This is a genomic window from Kordiimonas sediminis (assembly GCF_014656395.1).
In the GTDB taxonomy this organism is placed as follows: domain Bacteria; phylum Pseudomonadota; class Alphaproteobacteria; order Sphingomonadales; family Kordiimonadaceae; genus Kordiimonas_A; species Kordiimonas_A sediminis.
Window position 1 is genome coordinate 1,070,048 of record NZ_BNCI01000002.1, and the last position, 21,135, is coordinate 1,091,182.

Annotated in this window: 17 protein-coding genes and 6 tRNA genes; 6 read left to right on the forward strand and 17 right to left on the reverse strand. The window is 48.0% G+C overall.

Features of this window, described 5'->3' with window-relative positions; translation table 11 throughout:
- Positions 1-8 precede the first annotated feature (8 nt).
- The 17 genes from IE181_RS12465 to IE181_RS12545 form a co-directional block, all read right to left on the reverse strand.
- Entirely contained in the window at positions 9-626 is a 618-nt protein-coding gene (locus IE181_RS12465; RefSeq protein ID WP_191253446.1) for an NADH-quinone oxidoreductase subunit C, read from the reverse strand.
- 76 nt (positions 627-702) lie between these two features.
- Positions 703-1,215, reverse strand: a complete 513-nt coding sequence (locus IE181_RS12470; protein WP_373308377.1) for a NuoB/complex I 20 kDa subunit family protein — start codon at positions 1,213-1,215, stop codon at positions 703-705.
- 29 nt (positions 1,216-1,244) lie between these two features.
- Positions 1,245-1,610 (reverse strand): NADH-quinone oxidoreductase subunit A, encoded by a 366-nt coding sequence (locus IE181_RS12475; RefSeq protein ID WP_191253450.1) that lies wholly within the window; start codon positions 1,608-1,610, stop codon positions 1,245-1,247.
- Positions 1,611-1,888: 278 nt separating this feature from the next.
- Positions 1,889-1,965, reverse strand: a tRNA-Asp gene (locus IE181_RS12480).
- A gap of 27 nt (positions 1,966-1,992) precedes the next feature.
- A tRNA-Asp gene (locus IE181_RS12485) sits at positions 1,993-2,069 on the reverse strand.
- 116 nt (positions 2,070-2,185) lie between these two features.
- The gene (locus tag IE181_RS12490) at positions 2,186-2,461 is read right to left on the reverse strand and encodes a hypothetical protein (protein WP_191253451.1); all 276 of its coding nucleotides are present in this window, start codon (positions 2,459-2,461) and stop codon (positions 2,186-2,188) included.
- 92 nt (positions 2,462-2,553) lie between these two features.
- Complete coding sequence (locus tag IE181_RS12495) at positions 2,554-4,023, reverse strand: serine hydrolase domain-containing protein (RefSeq protein ID WP_191253452.1); 1,470 nt, start codon at positions 4,021-4,023, stop codon at positions 2,554-2,556.
- An 83-nt stretch (positions 4,024-4,106) separates the two neighbouring features.
- Positions 4,107-4,182: transfer RNA gene (locus IE181_RS12500), tRNA-Val, on the reverse strand.
- Between the two features lie 40 nt (positions 4,183-4,222).
- Positions 4,223-4,298: transfer RNA gene (locus tag IE181_RS12505), tRNA-Val, on the reverse strand.
- A gap of 152 nt (positions 4,299-4,450) precedes the next feature.
- Positions 4,451-4,726 (reverse strand): non-specific DNA-binding protein Hbs, encoded by a 276-nt coding sequence (hbs, locus tag IE181_RS12510; RefSeq protein ID WP_191253453.1) that lies wholly within the window; start codon positions 4,724-4,726, stop codon positions 4,451-4,453.
- A gap of 172 nt (positions 4,727-4,898) precedes the next feature.
- Positions 4,899-7,313, reverse strand: a complete 2,415-nt coding sequence (gene lon / locus IE181_RS12515; RefSeq protein WP_191253454.1) for an endopeptidase La — start codon at positions 7,311-7,313, stop codon at positions 4,899-4,901.
- Positions 7,314-7,516: 203 nt separating this feature from the next.
- Positions 7,517-8,785: an ATP-dependent Clp protease ATP-binding subunit ClpX gene (gene clpX / locus IE181_RS12520; RefSeq protein ID WP_191253455.1), complete on the reverse strand. Its 1,269-nt coding sequence runs from the start codon at positions 8,783-8,785 to the stop codon at positions 7,517-7,519.
- A gap of 169 nt (positions 8,786-8,954) precedes the next feature.
- Positions 8,955-9,590 carry an ATP-dependent Clp endopeptidase proteolytic subunit ClpP gene (gene clpP / locus IE181_RS12525; RefSeq protein WP_191253456.1) on the reverse strand — a complete coding sequence of 212 codons (636 nt, stop codon included), beginning with the start codon at positions 9,588-9,590 and terminating at the stop codon, positions 8,955-8,957.
- A 216-nt stretch (positions 9,591-9,806) separates the two neighbouring features.
- A complete protein-coding gene (gene tig, locus IE181_RS12530) occupies positions 9,807-11,369 on the reverse strand; it encodes a trigger factor (RefSeq protein WP_191253457.1) in 1,563 nt (520 codons plus the stop codon).
- A gap of 96 nt (positions 11,370-11,465) precedes the next feature.
- Positions 11,466-11,551: transfer RNA gene (locus IE181_RS12535), tRNA-Leu, on the reverse strand.
- A gap of 254 nt (positions 11,552-11,805) precedes the next feature.
- Positions 11,806-13,299, reverse strand: a complete 1,494-nt coding sequence (locus IE181_RS12540) for an NAD(P)H-hydrate dehydratase (protein WP_191253458.1) — start codon at positions 13,297-13,299, stop codon at positions 11,806-11,808.
- Positions 13,300-13,587: 288 nt separating this feature from the next.
- A tRNA-His gene (locus IE181_RS12545) sits at positions 13,588-13,664 on the reverse strand.
- 300 nt (positions 13,665-13,964) lie between these two features.
- Between IE181_RS12545 and IE181_RS12550 the strand changes: the two genes are divergently transcribed.
- The 6 genes from IE181_RS12550 to IE181_RS12575 all read left to right on the forward strand — a co-directional run bounded on the left by IE181_RS12550 (position 13,965) and on the right by IE181_RS12575 (position 21,112).
- Positions 13,965-14,303 carry a P-II family nitrogen regulator gene (locus tag IE181_RS12550; protein WP_191253459.1) on the forward strand — a complete coding sequence of 113 codons (339 nt, stop codon included), beginning with the start codon at positions 13,965-13,967 and terminating at the stop codon, positions 14,301-14,303.
- A gap of 52 nt (positions 14,304-14,355) precedes the next feature.
- Positions 14,356-15,780 carry a type I glutamate--ammonia ligase gene (gene glnA, locus IE181_RS12555; protein WP_191253460.1) on the forward strand — a complete coding sequence of 475 codons (1,425 nt, stop codon included), beginning with the start codon at positions 14,356-14,358 and terminating at the stop codon, positions 15,778-15,780.
- A gap of 164 nt (positions 15,781-15,944) precedes the next feature.
- Positions 15,945-16,541 (forward strand): hypothetical protein, encoded by a 597-nt coding sequence (locus IE181_RS12560; RefSeq protein ID WP_191253461.1) that lies wholly within the window; start codon positions 15,945-15,947, stop codon positions 16,539-16,541.
- A 152-nt stretch (positions 16,542-16,693) separates the two neighbouring features.
- A complete protein-coding gene (gene parE, locus IE181_RS12565; RefSeq protein WP_191253462.1) occupies positions 16,694-18,670 on the forward strand; it encodes a DNA topoisomerase IV subunit B in 1,977 nt (658 codons plus the stop codon).
- A gap of 210 nt (positions 18,671-18,880) precedes the next feature.
- Positions 18,881-20,110, forward strand: a complete 1,230-nt coding sequence (locus IE181_RS12570) for a DEAD/DEAH box helicase (protein ID WP_191253463.1) — start codon at positions 18,881-18,883, stop codon at positions 20,108-20,110.
- 222 nt (positions 20,111-20,332) lie between these two features.
- Entirely contained in the window at positions 20,333-21,112 is a 780-nt protein-coding gene (locus IE181_RS12575) for an enoyl-CoA hydratase-related protein (protein ID WP_191253464.1), read from the forward strand.
- Positions 21,113-21,135: the final 23 nt, after the last annotated feature.

Consider the following 21,135-nt stretch of genomic DNA (forward strand, 5'->3'; position numbering starts at 1 on the left):
TTTCCCGATTATCCCTTCGTCTCTTCGCCGGCTTTTTCATCACCCGGCAAGACGTATTTTGCTGTTTCCCACGGACTCATGAAATCAAAGTTCCTGAATTCCTGCGTAAGCTCCACTGGCTCATACACAATCCGCTTCTCTTCTTCGCTGTACCGGCACTCAACATACCCAGTCAGCGGGAAATCTTTACGAAGCGGATGACCCTGGAAGCCATAATCTGTCAGAATACGGCGCAGATCAGGATGATCAGCGAAATACACACCGTACATGTCCCAGATTTCGCGCTCACACCATCCCGCAGAAGAAAAGACGCTTGTTGCACTAGGTACCGGCGTTACATCATCCGCCATTACCGTTACCCTGATTCGCATATTCAACTGCAAAGAAAGCATATGATAGACGACATCGAACCGCTTCTCGCGCTGAGGGTAATCTACACCGCTAATATCAACCAGCTGCTTAAACATACAAAGCTGATCATCCCTCAGGAAAGTCAGCACCTTCAAGATATGCTCTGCCCGAGCCAGGACAGTCAGCTCACCATGACGAACAAACGTCTCAACAACCTCTGTATCGAGGCTACTGGCGATATGCTCGGCAAGTTCCTTTAATGGTTCGTCAGTCATGCGCGGACGCGCTCCCTAATTTCCGTGGGCCATGAGCCCTAATGAAAAACTTAATACAACGAAGAAGCACCCGCACCTATCGTACGAGTGTTCCTGTTCTTCTGATTTTACGCTGCAACTGCAGAACACCGTACAGCAATGCCTCAGCCGTTGGCGGGCAGCCTGGAACGTAAATATCCACTGGCACAATGCGGTCACAGCCACGCACAACAGAGTATGAATAGTGGTAGTAACCACCGCCATTTGCACATGACCCCATAGAGATCACATAGCGAGGCTCAGACATTTGGTCGTATACTTTACGCAGAGCTGGCGCCATTTTGTTTGTTAGCGTACCAGCAACGATCATAACGTCACTTTGACGTGGGCTACCACGCGGGGCGAAACCAAAACGTTCCACATCATAACGCGGCATGGATGTATGCATCATCTCCACTGCGCAACATGCGAGACCGAATGTCATCCACCACAAAGAGCCGGTTCGGGCCCAAGTGATTAACTCTTCCATAGAGGTAACCACAAAGCCCTTATCTGCCAGCTCTTCATTCAAGCCAAGAAAGTATCCATCTTCAGATGGATTATTTGGCATCGCAGCAGGCAGTGCATTCTTAGAGGGTTCTACTCCCATTCCAGAGCTCCCTTCTTCCATTCATAGACAAAGCCGACAGTCAGAACGCCAAGGAAGATCATCATAGACCAGAAGCCGTAGACACCAATTTCACCAAGGGACACTGCCCACGGGAAAAGGAATGCTACCTCAAGGTCAAAAATGATGAACAGGATGGCGACAAGATAAAAGCGGACATCAAACTGATTTCTTGATTCTTCAAAAGCGTCAAAGCCACATTCGTACGCTGACAGCTTTTCATCATCAGGAGCCTGTTTTGCAACCAAAACAGCGGCACCGACAAAAATCACAGAAAGGACAATTGCGATCCCTAGAAAGATCAGGATCGGAAGATATTGAACTAATAACGACTCCATGGGAGCCCCTTCTTGTTAATTCGTTAGCCTAAACACAGCGACCTTTTATCCATGTCACACAAAAGTGTAAAGAAGAAATGGTCACTGTTCTCGAATGCGCACACTATAACCACCCTCCCGCTTAAAACAAAGTCAATCGGTCTGATTTTTGTATATTTTTTATAATGTTGAGAACGATTCTTAACTAAACGCTAGTTTTAGGCATAGAGGTGGAAAATAAAAAAACGCGCCTGGTTTCCTGAAAAGGACCTGTGACGCGTTTCTTTGATTTGAAATAGTGGCGCGAGTGACGGGGCTCGAACCCGCGACCCTCGGCGTGACAGGCCGATACTCTAACCAACTGAGCTACACCCGCGCAGCTATTTCAAATATTGCAAGCAAATGGCGCGAGTGACGGGGCTCGAACCCGCGACCCTCGGCGTGACAGGCCGATACTCTAACCAACTGAGCTACACCCGCGCATCGCTTGCGGAGCGTTGTTTAGGCTCTAGGATGGTCGGTGTCAATATTCTTTTTTGCAAAAAAGAGACAGAAAAGACCTTGCTCCCTGTCAAGCGCAGTTTACGGCCCTTTTCCTAGGCAAAAAAGAAAATGGTAAAAATGAGACTGACAACTATTAAGGACACCAAAATACGGCCACTGGTGCCGCTACGCCCCATCATGGCGTCAAAGATGATAATCGGCAAATTTAAAATTGGATGATACGCCCCAAAGATTCGGACCATTGACCAGGCCTTTTCCGGCCCAGAAGCATTCTCATTACTCGTTAAGTCCCGCGGATCTGGTGGTGCCCAGCTTGCTTCAATGACAGTAGGCTTTGGCGCCTGATCTTTGTCACACTTCTCATCCACACTGAACATCCTTTTACTCTTAGTACTGCTTGCCTCAATGTCCCCAGCTTATAGTATAAGCCAGATACTACCGATATCCTCTTAAACAGGACTTATTGATCTGCTTTTATTAAATGGATCTCATCCATTACTATAAGCTCAGGGGTGGAACCATCTTCAGGTATTTTAAGCTCAAACGTCAGCCCTGACGGCAAGAAAAAGCGTGAATCAGAGATTGCATGAAAACGCGAACGCTGGAACAGAACGCTCTCAGCCCATAACATACCGGATTCTGCTGTGATTTCTATCGCTGCCTCATCATCTTCGGCACTGAATTTATACGTTCCAGCAACAGCATCCAGTTGCTCTTTGTTCAGACTTACTACTTCAAATTCCGTGTAAGCATCCTGCTTCCAGCCATAAATATTCCCCAGACCACTTAGTATTTCCGCTATCAGATCATGTCCGGTATCAGCATTAGTCATGACGGCAACACTAGCCCTGCCGTCTGCATAGGTGATCCAGCGAGCAGTAAAACCGACATTACGCCCACTGTGGACAAAGGCAACACCGTCACCATCATTATTCAAACCAAACCCCAGACCATTTTCCTCTGCACTATCGGGGATCATCTCCTGAAGCAGGTTTTGCGATATCAAACCATCTTCATTATTACGCGCCTGTGCAATTTGACTACCAAGGTGGACTAACTCTGACGGCGTCGTCCATAGTCCAGCCGCTGCATATTCCGGGTACAGGTGGTATTCCCCATTCAGTGGCGAAGAATCACGGCCTGTGTGCGCAACTGCATAGTTACCCCCATCATCTGGACGCTCATAACGACTGAGCAGCATCCCGGCAGGATTTAGAATCTTTTCCTGGATGATATGTGTAAAGCTCTCTCCAAAGGTATCTTCCATCAAGAGCTGCATAATAGTGTAGCCGCCGCCAGAATATTTATAAGCCGCACCAGGAAGGTTACGAATAACAACAGGCGCGCTATTGGCAGGGGCAGCACCATTTAGGATCTCGACCGTTGTGGGTATCTCTTCATCAATAGCATATCCCCTGAAACCGTGGACAGTTGCGCCTGATCGGTGGCTCAGTAAGTGACGAAGGGTCACGGGCGACTTTTTGGTAAAGTCATTGTCCACAATCTTCCAATTTTTTAACTGCGCGTTCACTGGTGTATCAAGTTGCAAAGCGCCCTCTTCTACCAGTCTCAAGGCCCCAAGACCTGCGATAGGCTTTGAAATGGATGCGGCCTGAAACAAACTTTCTGTGTCTACTGGCTTACCTGTCGCAGATGACCGGACGCCATACGCCTTTGCCCATGCAAGTTTGCCGTCAATTGCTACAGCAATGCTTACGGCTGGCACTTTATAATGCGCCATCCTGTCTTTCAGGCTCCACAGCACCTCTTCTTGCCCCTTTACCCCGTACTTAGGGCGCAAACCCTGCTCAAGTGCAATGATGGCGGCACTGGGACTTTCTGCACTATCCTCCGCTATCAAAGCGTCAGTCACAGACAAGCCTGGCACAAAAAAAGCCAAGATAAACAAGTTTTTAAAAGTTAATGACATTCCTCGCTCCGATTCTTTAAATGAATTGGAGACACCCTACCGGCGTGAAGAAAAATGTATCAAGAAAAATGCGGTGAATGGAATGGTGGGCGATGACAGGCTCGAACTGCCGACCCTCTCGGTGTAAACGAGATGCTCTACCAACTGAGCTAATCGCCCACGCAAATTCCTGTAATTATTTCCTAACTAAGTTAGAAAATGGTGGGCGATGACAGGCTCGAACTGCCGACCCTCTCGGTGTAAACGAGATGCTCTACCAACTGAGCTAATCGCCCACGAACAACGTGGTGGCGCGCTTGTAAAAAGAATTTCGCCTTGTGTCCAGCCTAAAGTGCACTTTCAGAAAGTTTTTTTTGCCATGGCTAGAAAAAGGAAAAGCGGCCACGGAAAATCCGCGACCGCCAGTCATCAACATAAGCTGATTTTTTTAGCCGTTTACAGCGTCTTTAAGACCCTTACCGGCTTTGAACTTAGGCTGCTTTGACGCTGGGATGTCAATTTCTTCACCAGTACGTGGGTTACGGCCTTTAGTAGCTGCGCGATTTGCAACAGCAAAAGTACCAAAACCAACCAAACGTACTTCACCACCGCCAGCAAGCTCTGCTGCGATAGAATCAAATACTGCGTCTACTGCTTTACCAGCGTCTGCCTTAGAAAGGTCAGCTGAGTCAGCAACCTTTGCAATCAGATCATTTTTGTTCAAGGTATCCCCCTCTGAGTTGATGAGAATGCTTTCGTAATAACGCGAAACACCGCGCCGAATGCATGCGCATCTTAGGACTAGAAAAAACCAATTGTCAAAGCAAAAAACCGCAGAAAACTGCGGTTTGGTGCATTTTTTTTCTTGTAATTTATGTCAAAACATAATTAGGCGGTCAATGAGTCGCGATTCCGCCCTCTTTTTCCGATTTTTCCGAAGAAATATCCGGCATTGCCTCCTCTACCCATTCGATAGGAGTCATCTTCTCTGTCAGAGCATGAAATAGAACTTCATCAACTTCTGATACCGGTACAATCTCAAGACCTTTTTTCACATTATCAGGAATTTCTGCCAGATCTTTTTCGTTGTCTTTCGGAATTAATACTTTCTTGATTCCGCCTCGCAGTGCAGCCAAAAGCTTCTCCTTCAAGCCACCAATTGGCAGCACTCTGCCCCGCAATGTTACTTCACCTGTCATAGCGATATCTTTGCGAACAGGAATACCTGTAAGCGTTGATACGATTGACGTACACATGGCAACACCGGCACTTGGACCATCCTTTGGCGTCGCCCCTTCTGGTACGTGAACGTGGATATCCTTCTTCTCAAACATTGATGGATGAATACCATAATCGACACAGCGCGAATGCACAAAAGACCGGGCTGCATCAATAGACTCTTTCATCACATCGCCCAGTTTACCGGTCTGCTTAATCAGGCCTTTACCGGGAACGGTAACAGCTTCAATAGCGAGTAGCTCACCACCAACCTCGGTCCATGCAAGACCCGTTGTCAGACCGACTTGGTCTGTTTCCTCGACCTCACCGAATCGGTATTTACGAACGCCTGCATATTGACCAAGGTTTCTTGAAGTAACGGCGACTGTTTCGCGGCTGCCTTCAACGATTTCTTTCACTGCTTTACGAATTAGTTTCGCCAGTTCGCGTTCCAGGCTACGAACACCAGCTTCCCGTGTGTAATAGCGAATCAGGTCACGGATGGCGCCATCAGAAATGGACCACTCGTTTTCCTTCAACCCATGATCAGAAATCAATTTTGAAATCAAATGGCGCTTGGAGATTTCCAGTTTTTCATCTTCCGTATAGCCGGACAACTGGATGATTTCCATCCGGTCAAGAAGCGGCCGCGGCATGTTCAGAGAGTTTGCTGTTGTCACAAACATTACATCCGACAGATCGTAATCAACCTCCAGATAATGGTCATTGAACTTATTATTTTGTTCCGGATCTAACACTTCCAGTAGTGCAGACGCTGGATCACCGCGAAAATCCTGCCCCATTTTATCGATTTCATCGAACAGGAAGAGTGGATTCGTCGTTCCTGCTTTCTTCATCGACTGCATTACTTTTCCTGGCATAGAACCGATGTAGGTCCGCCGGTGTCCCCGAATTTCTGCTTCGTCACGAACACCCCCCAGTGAAAAACGAATAAATTCCCGTCCTGTAGCCTTGGCGATAGATTTACCAAGGGACGTCTTACCAACACCCGGAGGGCCAACAAGACACAGAATCGGTCCTTTAAGTTTTTTCGCCCGTTGCTGTACCGCCAAATACTCAATGATACGTTCTTTGACTTTTTCCAGACCGAAATGATCCGTATCCAGGACAAGCTGCGCCTTGGCAATATCTTTCTTAACGCGGCTTTTCTTACCCCACGGCACGCCCAGCATCCAATCAAGATAGTTACGAACAACCGTTGCTTCCGCGGACATTGGGCTCATATTTTTAAGCTTCTTGAGTTCTGCCATAGATTTCTCTTTGGCTTCTTTCGTCAGCTTAGTTTTGGCAATTTTTTCTTCAAGTTCCTGGGTTTCTTCACGGCCTTCATCGCCCTCACCCAGCTCTTTCTGAATGGCCTTCAACTGTTCGTTCAGATAATATTCGCGCTGTGTCTTTTCCATCTGGCGCTTCACGCGGCCACGAATTTTCTTTTCCACCTGCAAGACACCAATCTCACCTTCCATAAAGGCAAAGATACGCTCAAACCGCTCGGTAATGGTGGTAGCTTCAAGAAGCTCCTGCTTGTCCCCAATCTTCAATGCCAAATGAGATGCAATAGTATCCGCAAGCTTTTCCTGATCATCTATCTGGTTGATAGTTGCCACAACCTCTGCAGGGATCTTTTTGTTCAGCTTAACATATTGCTCAAACTGGGAAATCACAGTGCGGCCAAGCGCCTCCAGTTCAGCACTATCGTCTTCGCCCGGCTCAAGAACAGAAACCTGTGCTTCAAAGAAATCTTCCTGACGCACAAAATCCTCAATTCTCGCACGGGTTTGCCCCTCAACCAGAACTTTCACCGTCCCATCAGGAAGCTTTAGCAATTGCAATACCGTAGCAATCGTACCGATTTCATAGACATCTTCTACGGATGGATCGTCTTCTGCCCCATCTTTTTGCGCAACTAACAATATCTGCTTGTCGTTTGCCATCACTTCTTCAAGCGCGAGAACAGATTTATCCCGCCCAACAAACAGCGGTACAATCATGTGCGGGAACACTACAATGTCCCGAAGCGGGAGAACCGGTAATGTCGCTGTGTCAGAAAAGTCAGATACGGAACTAGACATGATAAATATCCTGATATCGATTAAAACTCATAGGGCTTTGCACCCTTAACACTAATTTTAAGCTATGAAAGCAGCAATAGATAGCGATATTGCAGCCGTTTATGGCTTTTGGTGAAGATTTATACACCTTCAGAACAAAAATTGGGGCTGAATAGCGAAATTCAACCCCAATAGAATATATTTTTATGTCTAAAGCTTAGAAATTAGGCAGACTGATCTGCCTCGTCTTTCCGTTCTGCATAAATCTGCAAAGGAGTCGCTTTACCGTTCACCACATCTGCGTTGATTACAATCTCCTCAACGCCTTCCAGGGAAGGAAGGTCAAACATAGTATCAAGCAGCGTATCTTCCATAATAGAACGCAACCCACGTGCACCGGTCTTACGCTCAATCGCCTGTTTAGCGACAGCAAAAAGCGCATCATCGGTGAAAGTAAGGGCCACATCTTCCATTTCGAAAAGCGCCTGATACTGCTTCAGTAGCGCATTTTTTGGAATGGACAGGATCTGAACCAGAGCATCTTCATCCAGATCTTCCAGCGTTGCGATTACAGGCAAACGGCCAACAAATTCTGGAATTAGACCAAACTTCAGCAAATCTTCTGGCTCTGTCTCAAGGAACAATTCACCTGTACCGCGGGTATCAGGGCCAGAAACAGCAGCACCAAAGCCGATTGACTTACCCTGCAGGCGGTTAGAAATGACCTTATCAAGGCCCGCAAATGCGCCACCACAGATAAAGAGAATGTTCGTTGTATCAACTTGTAGAAATTCCTGTTGAGGGTGTTTACGGCCACCTTGTGGCGGTACACTGGCAACAGTACCTTCCATGATCTTCAACAGTGCCTGCTGCACACCTTCACCCGACACATCGCGGGTAATAGACGGGTTATCAGCCTTGCGACTAATCTTATCTACCTCGTCAATATAAACGATGCCGCGCTGTGCACGTTCAACATTATAATCCGCAGACTGCAATAGCTTCAGGATGATGTTCTCTACATCTTCGCCCACATAGCCCGCTTCGGTAAGCGTTGTCGCATCTGCCATAGTAAACGGCACATCCAGAATGCGAGCAAGAGTCTGAGCGAGAAGTGTCTTACCGCACCCGGTAGGACCAACCAGAAGGATATTCGACTTGGACAGCTCCACGTCGTTATTTCCGGCACTAGCGTGGTTAAGACGCTTATAATGGTTGTGTACCGCTACTGACAGCACCTTTTTGGCACCTGCCTGACCGATAACATAATCATTCAAAGTCTGAAGGATTTCCAGCGGTGATGGAACACCACTGCGACTGCCTGATGCAGCTGCTTTACCTTCTTCCTTGATAATATCGTTACACAGCTCGACACATTCATCGCAGATAAAGACCGTAGGTCCTGCGATCAGCTTGCGTACTTCATGCTGGCTTTTGCCACAGAAGGAGCAGTAGAGCGTGTTTTTCGAATCGTTGTTACTCAAATCAGTCACCGTTTTTTCCGGGAAAAGTCCCTTTTAACCAGCTTCATCGTAAACCGTGCATGTTCAGGCTTACAAGAAAAATATAAACAAAATATAACCAGACGTTCCAGAGACGCAAAATCGCCCGCATATTCCGGGCGATAAAGCGCATAATCTAAGCCTTTCTTCAGGCCTGAATTTATTTCTTTTCTTTCTTGCCTTCGTCTTCCCGACTGGTGATTACCTCATCAATCAGACCGAAAGATTTTGCTTCCTCAGCAGACATAAAGTTATCGCGGTCCATTGCCCCTTCGATCGTCTTAAGTTTCTGCCCGGTATGCTTCACATAAATTTCATTCAGGCGCTGACGCATTTTCAAAATTTCTTTTGCCTGGATTTCAATATCAGCAGCCTGCCCCTGCGCCCCACCAGATGGCTGATGGATCATTACACGTGCATTCGGCAGCGCGTAGCGCATTCCTGCTTCACCCGCAGTCAGTAGCAAGGATCCCATTGAACAGGCTTGACCAATACACATAGTCGCTACCTTTGGTCTGATATACTGCATCGTATCATACATTGACAGACCAGATGTCACGACACCGCCCGGAGAATTGATGTAGAAGGAGATATCCTTCTCAGGATTTTCAGCTTCCAGAAACAGCAACTGCGCTACTATCAGGCTTGCAACCTGATCATTCACAGGGCCTGTCAGGAAGATGATCCGCTCTTTCAACAGGCGCGAATAGATATCAAATGACCGCTCGCCCCTAGCCGTCTGCTCAACAACCATTGGCACGAGTGTATTTGCGTAAATATCAAGCATATCAGTCATATGAATTCCCAATCCGTTTCAGTTGCAGGACACCAGATATGGTGACCTATATCCATTTTCCAAGTGGTAAAAGATCATGAAGTAAGAGGCAAGCTTGAAAATCCTATTCGTACGTTAAATACGCCTAATGACCAAAAGCTAGACAGACGAAAAAGGGCTCCGAATGTCGGAGCCCTTAATACCTTACCACAGGTGATACCACCTGAAGCAGTTATTCTATTTTTCAGCTTTTTTAGCAGGAGCCTTTTTCTTGGCTGGTGCCTTTTTAGCTGCCGGCTTCTTCTCAGCTGCTTCTTTTTTTGCAGGAGCCTTTTTAGCCGCTGCTTTCTTAGCCGGGGCTTTTTTCTCGGCTGGCTCTTTCTTAGCTGCAGCTTTCTTAGCCGGAGCTTTTTTCTTAGCTGGCGCTTTTTTCTTAGTCTTTGGATTAGCTTCTTCTTCATCAGCTTCACGAACAGCTTTTTCAAGCTCTTCGCGAGAGACCTTCTTGTCTTTGAGGTCAGCCATTTCCAGAACGAAATCTACAACCTTTTCTTCAAAGATTGGAGCACGCAGCTGTGCACGAGCTTCTTCATTCTCCTGGAAGAATTTGAAGACTTCAGCTTCCTGACCAGGATAACGACGCGCCTCTTCAAAGATACGCTTGTTTACTTCTTCCTGGTTTACCTGAATTTCGTTTTTCACGCCCAGCTCGGAGAGAAGAAGACCAAGGCGAACACGGCGTTCAGCAATGGCACGGAACTCAGCCGCTTCTTCTTTGTCCTCTGGCTCTTCCTGGCCCTCAAAGTCTTCAGGCTTGGCATCACCAGACATGATGCTGTCACGTTTGATCTGCTCCCAAATCTGCTTGAACTCCAGATCAACCATACCCTGCGGTACGTCGAAGGAATATTCATCAGCAAGAACATCAAGGAGAGAACGCTTCAGTTTAGCACGTGTAAGCGTGTTGTTGTCAGCTTCGATCTGACCTTTTAGAGCTTCTTTAAGACCGTCCAGGTCTTCGAGACCCAGACCTTTTGCAAGCTCATCGTCAATTTTTGTTTCAGTCGGACGACGTACTTCTTTCACAGTTACTGTAAACTCAGCCGCTGCACCCGCCAGGTCTGCAGAGTGATACTGCTCAGGGAAAGTAACTTCAACGATCTTCTCGTCGCCAGCCTTTACGCCTACCAGTTGCTCTTCAAAACCTGGAATGAAGGTGTTTGAGCCAAGCTCAAGAGCAAAGTCTTCGCCCTTACCACCATCGAATTCAACACCGTCTTTACGACCAACAAAATCGATAAGAAGCTGGTCGCCTTCAGCAGCTTTTGTAGTCTTCGCAGCCTTCTTGAAAGACTTTTGACCTTCAGCAATACGCTCCAGAGATTTGTTAATCTCTGCTTCTTCAACGTCTGCAACCCAGCGCTCTAGTGATGGCGCTTTAAAGCCTTCAACATCAACATTTGGAAGGATTTCCACTTTCAAAGTGTATTCCAGATCCTTGCCGTCTGCATAATCACCAAGATCAATGTCTGGACGCAAAGCAGGACGGATATCCTTGTCTTCGAAAAGCTTGGCAGACGTTTCCTGAATTGTTTCATTCAGAACCTGACCCATTGCACGATCACCGTGCATCCGCTTCAGAAGCGAAATAGGAGCTTTACCTGGACGGAAGCCTTTAATCTTGGCGTTTTTACGGAAGTCTTCAAGAACAACATTCAAGCGTTCATCAAGTTCACCGGCAGTTACGGTAACTTTAAATTCGCGCTTCAAACCTTCGTTCAGCAGTTCGTCGATCTGCATCGCTCATCCCACTTTCATAATCTCTAATATGTGTGCCCGATCTGCGATTTTGCAGTTCGGGTGTCTGTACCCTACCCTGTGCTTATTTCGGAAAGATGGTGCGGGCGGAGGGACTTGAACCCCCACGTCCGAAGGACACTAGAACCTAAATCTAGCGCGTCTACCAATTTCGCCACGCCCGCAGTTCCATTTTCCGTTCAGCCGTTTGACGATCCTCAAGGGAGTCTGGCTGGGCACAAACAATAGCGGCGCCACATTTGGCACCGCGAGTGATTTGTGATTGTGGGCTTATAACAGGCGCGCGCCGGAGCACAAGCTTTTTTTCACCTGAGGAGACGCTTTTTCCCGAAAGCACCCTATTTTGGCATTTCGCCTACCCCAAATCCGGATGCCGATAAACACACTATGAGCGAGCAATATCGCCGATCACCACGCATTATGGCAGTGACTTGGCAATCGCTGGCAGCAGATCACTGGCGATCAAACCGCGCCCCGCTACCTCCCCGGACTTTCCGTGTAGCCACACTGCATAAGACACAGATTCAAAGAGCGGCAGACCCTGCGCCAGAACTCCGGCTATGATTCCAGCAAGAACATCGCCTGCACCCGCCACAGACAACCATGCCGGTGCGTTGCTGGCAATTGATGCCCTGCCATCTGGCGCGGCAACAATAGTAGACACCCCCTTCAGTACAATGACGCAGTCCGTTTGACGCGCGGCCTGCCTTGCAGCAGACAGACGATCATCCAGTGAAATGTCCGGAAACATTTTCTTAAACTCGCCATCATGTGGCGTCAAAACAATGTCTTGCCCAGAATAATCAGATAGTTGCACCATTTGCCGCGCCAAACTGGTAAGCGCATCCGCATCCAGAACAGTCCTGCGCCTTTCATTTAAAACAGCAAGAATAGTTTCTGTCGTTTTCTCTCCAACACCCAGCCCCGGACCGGCAACAATTGTATTGATACGCTTGTCCGCCATAATACTTAGAAGGCCAAAGCTGCTGTCATAACGCCTGACCATAACATCTGTTAAAGCCGTCGCCTGAATAGAATAGGATTCTGAAGGGCATGCCAGTGTACTCAATCCACACCCTGACCTGAGCGCAGCCAAACTGGCAAGACGTGAAGCGCCCAGCGCGGGCTCCCGCCCACCCAGAACCAGCACGTGTCCGCGGTCATATTTATGAGAGGATGGCCCCGGATGAAAAACCGCCCCTTGCCACAGACTGGCCGTATTCCAATAGGTATTCACTTGAATATCGGCCAGACAGTCCCGCGAAATACCAATATCCACGACATGAATATTGTCTATTCCGCCAGAATAATACCGCCCTGGCGTCAGGATGTGGCCTGGTTTGTAAGAGAAAAAAGTAACAGAAGTATCCGCCTGAATAGCAGTCCCCTGTACCTGCCCCGTCGCACCAGACAGCCCGGAAGGCAAATCAACCGCCAAAACCACGGCAGATCCTTCGTTTACTGCCTCTATGACAGCCGCAATATCTCCTTCAATATCGCGGTCCAGCCCAGCTCCAAACATGGCATCAATCACAAGGTCTGCCGATTTCAGTGCGTTAAGGTCCATCGGTCGTGTCCGGCCAATCCATGGCCGCGCCATAATGGCTGCGTCACCCTTCAACGCCATAATATCGCTGATTGGCATCACTGATACAGTATAGCCCCACTCAGCCAGATATCTGGCCGCGACATAGCCATCACCGCCGTTGTTGCCTGGTCCACACAAAACAATGATAGTACCATCACCGTTATGGGGCATCATTTCAGTAGCTACTTCTGCAACTGATTTACCAGCCCTTTCCATCAGCGTAATACCGGACGTGCCATTTTGCATCGCCCAGGTATCCGCCGCATACATTTGATGCGGTGACAATAGTATATGACTTTCCGGCAAACGCGGATCCAACCCCATAACCAACTCCATCCCTCTCACAGACCTGACGAATCGCTTTAGCATATCAAAAGAATCGATTCGACAAACGCCAAAACTTTACTTTTATTGCAGTTCTTATCTCAGGGAAGCTGATACGGAGTGACGAATCTATTAATTTCAATACGCGATATATGTACGGATATAGAAGACAAAAGACTTGTTATGCTTGGAGAACTTACACCTGAACATTGCATGGACAAGCGACATGAAATCACTGCTAAAATTTCAGAGGCTAAGTTGCTGGACATTTAAGGAAGGCAGGGAAAGTGGGGCGAGTGACCGGAATTGAACCGGCGACTTCCAGAATCACAATCTGGCGCTCTAACCAACTGAGCTACACCCGCCACAACATTTCAAACCAAACGGAGCAATTGCCCGTTGGGTGCGCCTGTTTATGCGCACTGCCCCCCATTCGTCAAGACCTAAGATGCCCGAAAATCGTTTTTTCTGCTCCGTGAGGGACAGTAAAATGCTTCACCAATAGTCACCTGCTTATTTTTTAATCACATTAAAAGTCAGAATACAGACTTTTGCTGTGAGTTTTTCGCATAAAACTGCCGTTTCATCAGCCATTCTAAAACTGGCACAAGCTGTGCAATCTTACACGCGTCCAGAACACCAAAATGAAAACAGGTGTAAAAAGAATGAAAAAAATAGAAGCAATCATCAAGCCGTTCAAATTGGATGAGGTCAAAGAGGCCCTCCATGATGTCGGCATTTCAGGAATTACAGTTACCGAAGCAAAAGGCTTTGGTCGTCAGAAGGGACATACCGAGCTGTATCGCGGTGCAGAATATGTAGTTGATTTTGTGCCAAAGGTAAAAATCGAAGTCGTTGTTTCCGACGCCCAAATGGAACGTGCTGCAGAAGCAATTCGCGATGCCGCACACACTGGCCGCATTGGTGACGGCAAAATATTTATCAGCACCGTTGAAGAAGCAATTCGCATCAGAACCGGTGAAACCGGAGATGACGCGATCTAATTCTGCGGCATCCAAGAATTCAAACCATCCGACGTTTTAAAAGAGGTCCAATATGTCTAAATACGAAAATCTAACCATCGACTCTTTTCTCAAGCTTATCGAAGAGCTGAATGCTGAATGGGTTGACCTTCGCTTCACTGACCCCAAGGGCAAATGGCAACATTTGACAATGGATTCCGAAGTAATCGATGAAGACATGCTCGAAGAAGGTTTCATGTTTGATGGTTCGTCCATCGCTGGCTGGAAGGCAATCAACGAATCAGACATGATCCTTAAACCAGACCTGTCTGCGGTAACAATTGATCCATTCGCAGCAGATGTCACACTGGTTGTTTTCTGCGACATTCTTGAGCCGTCTACCGGCCAGGATTATGCTCGTGACCCACGCTCTACTGCAAAACGCGCTGAAGAATACTTAAAGTTCACTGGCATCGGCGAAACTGCCTATTTTGGCCCGGAACCAGAGTTTTTCATGTTCGATGACGTCCGCTTCAAAGTAGACTACAGCGGCGCCATGTATCAGTTGGACGATATCGAAGGCCCCTACAACACTGCCAAAACGTATGAAGGCGGTAACTTTGCGCACCGTCCACGAGCAAAAGGCGGTTACTTCCCTGTTGCGCCGGTTGACAGCGCCTCTGACATCCGTGGCGACATGGTAAAAGTTATCAAAGAGATGGGTGCTCCTATGGATAAGCACCATCACGAAGTGGCTGCGTCTCAGCACGAGCTCGGCATGACCTTCTCTACGCTTACTAAAACTGCTGATAACGTTCAGGTCTACAAATACGGCGTCCACCAAGTTGCCCACACATACGGTAAAACGGCTACTTTCATGCCAAAACCTGTTGCCGCAGACAACGGGTCAGGCATGCACGTGCACATGTCCATCTGGAAAGACGGCAACCCACTGTTTGCTGGTAATGGCTATGCTGACCTGTCAGAGACTGCACTCTACTACATTGGCGGCATTATCAAACACGCCAAAGCACTGAATGCCTTCACCAACCCGGCGACAAACAGCTACAAACGCCTGACACCTGGCTTTGAAGCACCGGTTCTGCTTGCATATTCAGCACGCAACCGTTCCGCTTCCTGCCGCATTCCATTCGGTGGTGGCCCAAAGTCCAAGCGTGTAGAAGTACGCTTCCCGGATGCAACGGCTAACCCATATCTGGCATTTGCAGCGCTTCTGATGGCTGGCCTTGACGGTATCCAGAACAAAATACACCCGGGCGATGCCATGGACAAAGATTTGTATGCGCTGCCACCAGAAGAACTGGAAGGCATTCCAACAGTTGCCGGCTCACTACGCGAAGCGGTTGAGGCCCTTGATGCTGACCGTGAGTTCCTGACCAAAGGTGGCGTTTTCACCGACGATCAGATCGATGCTTACATTGAACTGAAATGGCAGGAAATTAACCGTTTGGACCTGACGCCACATCCTGTCGAGTTCGATATGTACTACAGCGCATAATACGCTACAAATATACAGTACTTCCAGAGGCCCTGACAAAGGGGCCTCTATTTTTATGGCATTTACGTCCCGTAAAGATATTTCCCTCATTCTGACATCTAGAACTTTTATTTGCTTCATTTTCTTGCCACAAAAGGTAAGTGTATTGAGTTTTTGGGGCCCGTATGACGATTGCGATGACGATGACCAAAACACAATTGACAAAAGAACAACAAGAAATACAGCCTCGTCTGCAGCAAGCAAACATCAATCCTGCGAGCTTTCTGGCAACTGATTACCTTAATCATTACAATGAGATAGTGATGCTGCTGGAGATGGTGCCCGACATGCCTGATATTGCCGAAGATACTTATGAATGGGCGCCTAAAAGTTACCCCCAGCATTTTCTTGATAGTGGTTTTGCGGCCAAGGACCTTGCGGTAGAAGCGTATGAACTGGCTCCGACAAGTATTCGCAAGGCATTTGACATCACGTGCCAGCACCTTGATGACTTTCTTGTTGCGACAGTTTCCGGCTTGAAGACTCTAAATGTGGCAGAGCGTGGTCTGACTGAAAATGCGAGCATGCTGATAAAATCACGCGTGCAACAAGTCCAGGAAGAACTGGCGAAGCTGAATGCAATCATTCATGGGAAAGTGGACGAATTTGTAGATGAAGCTACGTCAAAAACCATTATTGCTGCAAAAGAGTCCACCAACATCAAGGATGATGACAGAGATGCCGCACATACACAGGAAGAAATCGACGCCTTGTTTGACTAAACCTAGCACCATCATAGGGGCACTTTAGGTTCGCCTTACAATTCGGCCAAGATCATTGTGTAGATTTAAACTCGTTAACCTTGACGCACTCCGGTCTCTATATTACCTCCTTTAATTCGATTATTTTTGATCCAAGTTCCGGGGAATACTGCATGAGCGACCTCTTCGAAGTCAGCCAGACCAAATCCGACTACAGCGCGAAAGATATTGAGGTCCTTGAGGGGCTGGAGCCAGTCAGGCAAAGACCCGGTATGTATATCGGCGGTACTGATGACAACGCTCTGCACCATCTTGTTGCTGAAATCCTCGACAACTCCATGGATGAAGCCGTTGCTGGCCATGCCAACCGCATTGAAATGCAGCTAAACGACGATGGATCGCTGACAATCACGGATAATGGTCGCGGTATCCCAACTGACCCACACCCTAAATACCCCGGCAAATCAGCACTGGAAGTCATTCTGACTACGCTTCACTCTGGCGGTAAGTTTAACTCTGATGCATACGCAACATCAGGCGGCCTGCACGGTGTTGGTATATCTGTCGTAAACGCTCTCAGCGAGTGGATGACCGTTGAAGTCGCACGTGACAAGCAACTGAAACAGCAAAAGTTCAGCCGCGGTAAAACCGTCACCGGTCTTGAAGATCTTGGCAGTGTCAATAATCGTCGCGGTACAAAAATTACCTTTCTGCCTGATCATGAGATTTTTGGCGTCAAGGCAAAGCTGAAACCGGCACGGCTTTACAAAATGGCCCGTTCAAAAGCCTATCTGTTTCGCGGTGTGGAAATTCGCTGGCGGTGTGCTGCGGATCTCATTGAGAAAGATGACAAAACACCAGTAGAGGCAACACTGCACTTCCCTGGCGGTCTTGCAGACTATTTAAAAGAGACCGTGAGCAAACGCACCTGCGTTACCGAAGAACCGTTTGCTGGCTTTGCAAAATTTCCAGACGAACAGGGTCAGGTTGAATGGGCACTGGCATGGCCGGAATTTGGGGATGGGTTTTCTAACAGTTACTGTAACACAATCCCTACCCCGCAAGGCGGCACCCATGAGAGCGGTCTGCGCGCTGCCCTGATCAAAGGGCTGAAGGCGTATGGTGAATTGGTCAACAATAAGAAAGCAGCTCAGTTAACAGGCGAAGATATATCCGGCTCTTCCTGCGCGATGCTTTCGGTTTTCATTCGGGACCCACAGTTTCAGGGCCAGACCAAAGACAAACTGTCTACCGCAGAAGCCGCACGCCTGACTGAAAATGCTATCAGGGATGCCTTTGATCACTGGCTGGCGGACCAACCAAACCGTGCAAACAACTTGCTTACATGGGCGTTGGAACGTCTCGAGGAGCGCTTACGCCGTAAGCAGGAGCGCGAAATCAAACGTAAAACGGCTGTTGGGAAACGTAAACTTCGCCTACCGGGCAAACTTACAGATTGCTCCAGTGACAGCTCAGAAGGCACCGAAATTTACATCGTAGAGGGTGATAGTGCGGGCGGATCTGCAAAACAGGCTCGTGACCGGAAAACACAGGCAGTCTTACCTATTCGCGGTAAAATCCTGAATGTTGCTTCTGCAACCCGTGACAAGATCGCCGCAAACCAGGAAGTACGGGATCTTATTCAGGCACTAGGCTGTGGTACGCGAGAAGGCTACGACCGTGAGTCTTTGCGCTACGAAAAAGTTATCATTATGACCGATGCGGACGTAGATGGTGCTCACATCGCCACCCTTCTTATGACTTTTTTCTTCCAGGAAATGCCGCAATTGGTTCTGGATGGAAATCTCTATCTGGCACAGCCTCCGCTGTATCGTTTGGCGAAGGGTGGTAATGTTCATTATGCCAGAGATGACGCCCATAAAGACGAACTGATGGAAACTGAGTTTGCGGGCAAAGGTAAAATCGAAGTCAGCCGCTTTAAAGGTCTGGGCGAAATGCCCCCAGCTCAGCTTAAAGAAACAACCATGGCAATAGAGAATCGGACACTACTGCGTGTTACATTGCCAACTGAATATGCTGAACGTGCCATCACCAATAAACTCGTAGATGATTTAATGGGCAAAAAGCCTGAGCGTCGTTTCGAATTTATTCGGGATAATGCAGACTCTGTAGCAGAATTGGATATCTAGACATTCTCTTTATATCAGCCGATTACAGCCAGTTTTTATTGCTGAAACTGACAAATACCCATCCTGATTGCTTGGGAAAGGCGCGATAAATTTGTCGCACCATAGACACAGGAACCGACAGATGGACTTCGACAGTTGCCATTGTCATTGACATTGGGTGCACAATTCCTATGCTGCGCGCAAATTGTTGATTAAAAATATGGATTGTTAATGGGTTTTGATCTTTTAGGACTGAGCGAAGGAACACTGTCTGCAGTAGCCGAAAGTGGCTATACGGAGCCGACACCCATACAAGCACAAGCCATCCCTCAGGTTTTAATGGGCCGCGATATTCTTGGTATCGCCCAAACGGGTACAGGGAAAACCGCGTCCTTCACTTTGCCCATGATTGACATCCTTTCCGAAGGCCGGGCACGTGCCAGAATGCCGCGCTCCCTGATTTTGGAACCAACGCGTGAACTTGCTGCACAGGTTGCCGAAAGCTTTGAGAAGTATGGCAAAAATCACAAGTTGACTATGGCGCTTCTTATTGGCGGTGTGAACTTTGGTGATCAGGAAAAACTGCTGGACCGCGGTGTAGATGTCCTGATCGCGACACCAGGCCGCCTGTTAGATCACTTCGAGCGTGGAAAACTGCTGATGACCGGTATTGATATTCTGGTTGTCGATGAAGCTGACCGTATGCTGGACATGGGATTTATCCCAGACGTTGAGAAAATTTGTCAGTGTATTCCGAAGAAACACCAGACCCTCTTTTTCTCAGCCACCATGCCTCCTCCGATCGAGCGCCTTACAAAACAATTCCTTGATGACCCCAAAATGATTGAAGTTGCTCGTGCTTCCTCCACGGCCACGACAATCGACCAAAAACTGATCACCGTTGCAGCAAAAGATAAGCGCAAAACTTTGCGTGCGCTGCTGAAATCTGAGAAAGTCAAAAACGGTATCATTTTCTGTAACCGCAAATCTGACGTCAAAGAAGTCTACTCCTCCCTACACCGTCACGGTTTTAGCGTTGGCGAACTGCACGGGGATATGGCGCAGTCAGATAGAATGCGTGTTTTAAGTGGCTTCAAAGAAAATACTATTCAACTCCTTGTTGCCTCTGATGTAGCCGCGCGCGGTCTTGACGTGCCTGATGTATCGCATGTCTTTAACTTTGATGTACCGGGCAATGCAGAAGACTATGTCCACCGTATTGGCAGAACCGGACGAGCGGGGAGAGAAGGAAGTGCCTTCACCATCGTCACGAAAAGCAAGCTGGACCAGAAAAACCTGGCTGATATTGAAAAGCTAACCAACAAAAAAATCCCGCATATTAAAGCACCGGATGTAGTCCCACCAAAACCCAAACTGGCAGCAGATGACTGGCCAAAGGGCAAGGTTATTGGCATGGGGCCTCATATCCCGGCATTTCTGGCAAACCCAGTTAAAATTTAAAGACGCATGCGGTGATATTTCACCGCATTTTTATGCTGATTCCGTAAAGTATTCTCCGCAGCTGATCGCCTGCGCATACAGCCCAACTAAGAGACTGCCATAATGACCATCATTTCAATACCTGAACTGATGATGATTGAAACCCCACGAAAGATACCCTAAGGTCAATAAAAATCTTCATTAGTCAGTACATTGCAATTTGCAAGGGTTGGGAGGGGTGAAATGACAGATTTAAAAACAATAACCTTCGACATCAAAGACGGCCTGGCAACGATAACGCTGAATGTGCCAGACAAGCTCAATGCGCTTAGCCGCGAAATGCTTGAAGAAATGCGTAAAACCCTGAACCAGATTGCGGTAGGAGCGATCGAAGCGCGGGCCCTTCTCATCACGGGACAAGGCAAGGCATTTTCAGCGGGAGCCGATTTATCTGCGGGTAACCTGCAGGATGCAGGGACGGATCTTATGACATCCTATCACCCTTTCCTTCTTGAATTAGCACACCTGAAAATTCCGGTGATCACTGCGGTGAACGGTGTAGCTGCCGGCGCAGGTATGTCCCTGGCGCTATCCGCTGATTTTGTAGTAGCTGCGAGGTCCGCCTATTTTTTGCAGGCATTCGTAAACATTGGGCTCGTACCCGATGCAGGCAGTAGCTACATCCTACCGAGGTTAATTGGAGAAGCACGCGCACGGGAAGTCACAATGCTTGGCGAAAAATTGCCATCTGATAAGGCCGCTGAGTGGGGCATGATCTACAAATGTGTAGAGGATGACGCCCTGATGTCTGAAGCAACCGCGCTTGCGAACAGGTTGGCTAACGGCCCTACCCGCGCCCTTTCCGGGATCAGGCAACTGATAGCAAAGTCATTCAATCAAAGCTTTACAGAACAAATCCAATCCGAGGCTATGATCCAGCGAGATTGTTATTTTTCCAATGATTGCCGCGAAGGTGTAACGGCCTTTCTACAAAAACGAAAAGCAAATTTTACGGGCACATAATCCTGCCCTTTTCTTTCCCTAAA

Excerpts from the sequence above, each read along its gene's own strand:
- IE181_RS12465 (WP_191253446.1), bottom strand. The coding sequence starts at position 626 with ATGACTGACGAACCATTAAAGGAACTTGCCGAGCATATCGCCAGTAGC.
- IE181_RS12470 (WP_373308377.1), bottom strand. The coding sequence starts at position 1,215 with ATGCCAAATAATCCATCTGAAGATGGATACTTTCTTGGCTTGAATGAA.
- IE181_RS12475 (WP_191253450.1), bottom strand. The coding sequence starts at position 1,610 with ATGGAGTCGTTATTAGTTCAATATCTTCCGATCCTGATCTTTCTAGGG.
- IE181_RS12495 (WP_191253452.1), bottom strand. The coding sequence starts at position 4,023 with ATGTCATTAACTTTTAAAAACTTGTTTATCTTGGCTTTTTTTGTGCCA.
- lon (WP_191253454.1), bottom strand. The coding sequence starts at position 7,313 with ATGTCTAGTTCCGTATCTGACTTTTCTGACACAGCGACATTACCGGTT.
- clpP (WP_191253456.1), bottom strand. The coding sequence starts at position 9,590 with ATGACTGATATGCTTGATATTTACGCAAATACACTCGTGCCAATGGTT.
- tig (WP_191253457.1), bottom strand. The coding sequence starts at position 11,369 with ATGCAGATCGACGAACTGCTGAACGAAGGTTTGAAGCGCGAATTTAAA.
- IE181_RS12540 (WP_191253458.1), bottom strand. The coding sequence starts at position 13,299 with ATGGGGTTGGATCCGCGTTTGCCGGAAAGTCATATACTATTGTCACCG.
- IE181_RS12550 (WP_191253459.1), top strand. The coding sequence starts at position 13,965 with ATGAAAAAAATAGAAGCAATCATCAAGCCGTTCAAATTGGATGAGGTC.
- glnA (WP_191253460.1), top strand. The coding sequence starts at position 14,356 with ATGTCTAAATACGAAAATCTAACCATCGACTCTTTTCTCAAGCTTATC.
- IE181_RS12560 (WP_191253461.1), top strand. The coding sequence starts at position 15,945 with ATGACGATTGCGATGACGATGACCAAAACACAATTGACAAAAGAACAA.
- parE (WP_191253462.1), top strand. The coding sequence starts at position 16,694 with ATGAGCGACCTCTTCGAAGTCAGCCAGACCAAATCCGACTACAGCGCG.
- IE181_RS12570 (WP_191253463.1), top strand. The coding sequence starts at position 18,881 with ATGGGTTTTGATCTTTTAGGACTGAGCGAAGGAACACTGTCTGCAGTA.
- IE181_RS12575 (WP_191253464.1), top strand. The coding sequence starts at position 20,333 with ATGACAGATTTAAAAACAATAACCTTCGACATCAAAGACGGCCTGGCA.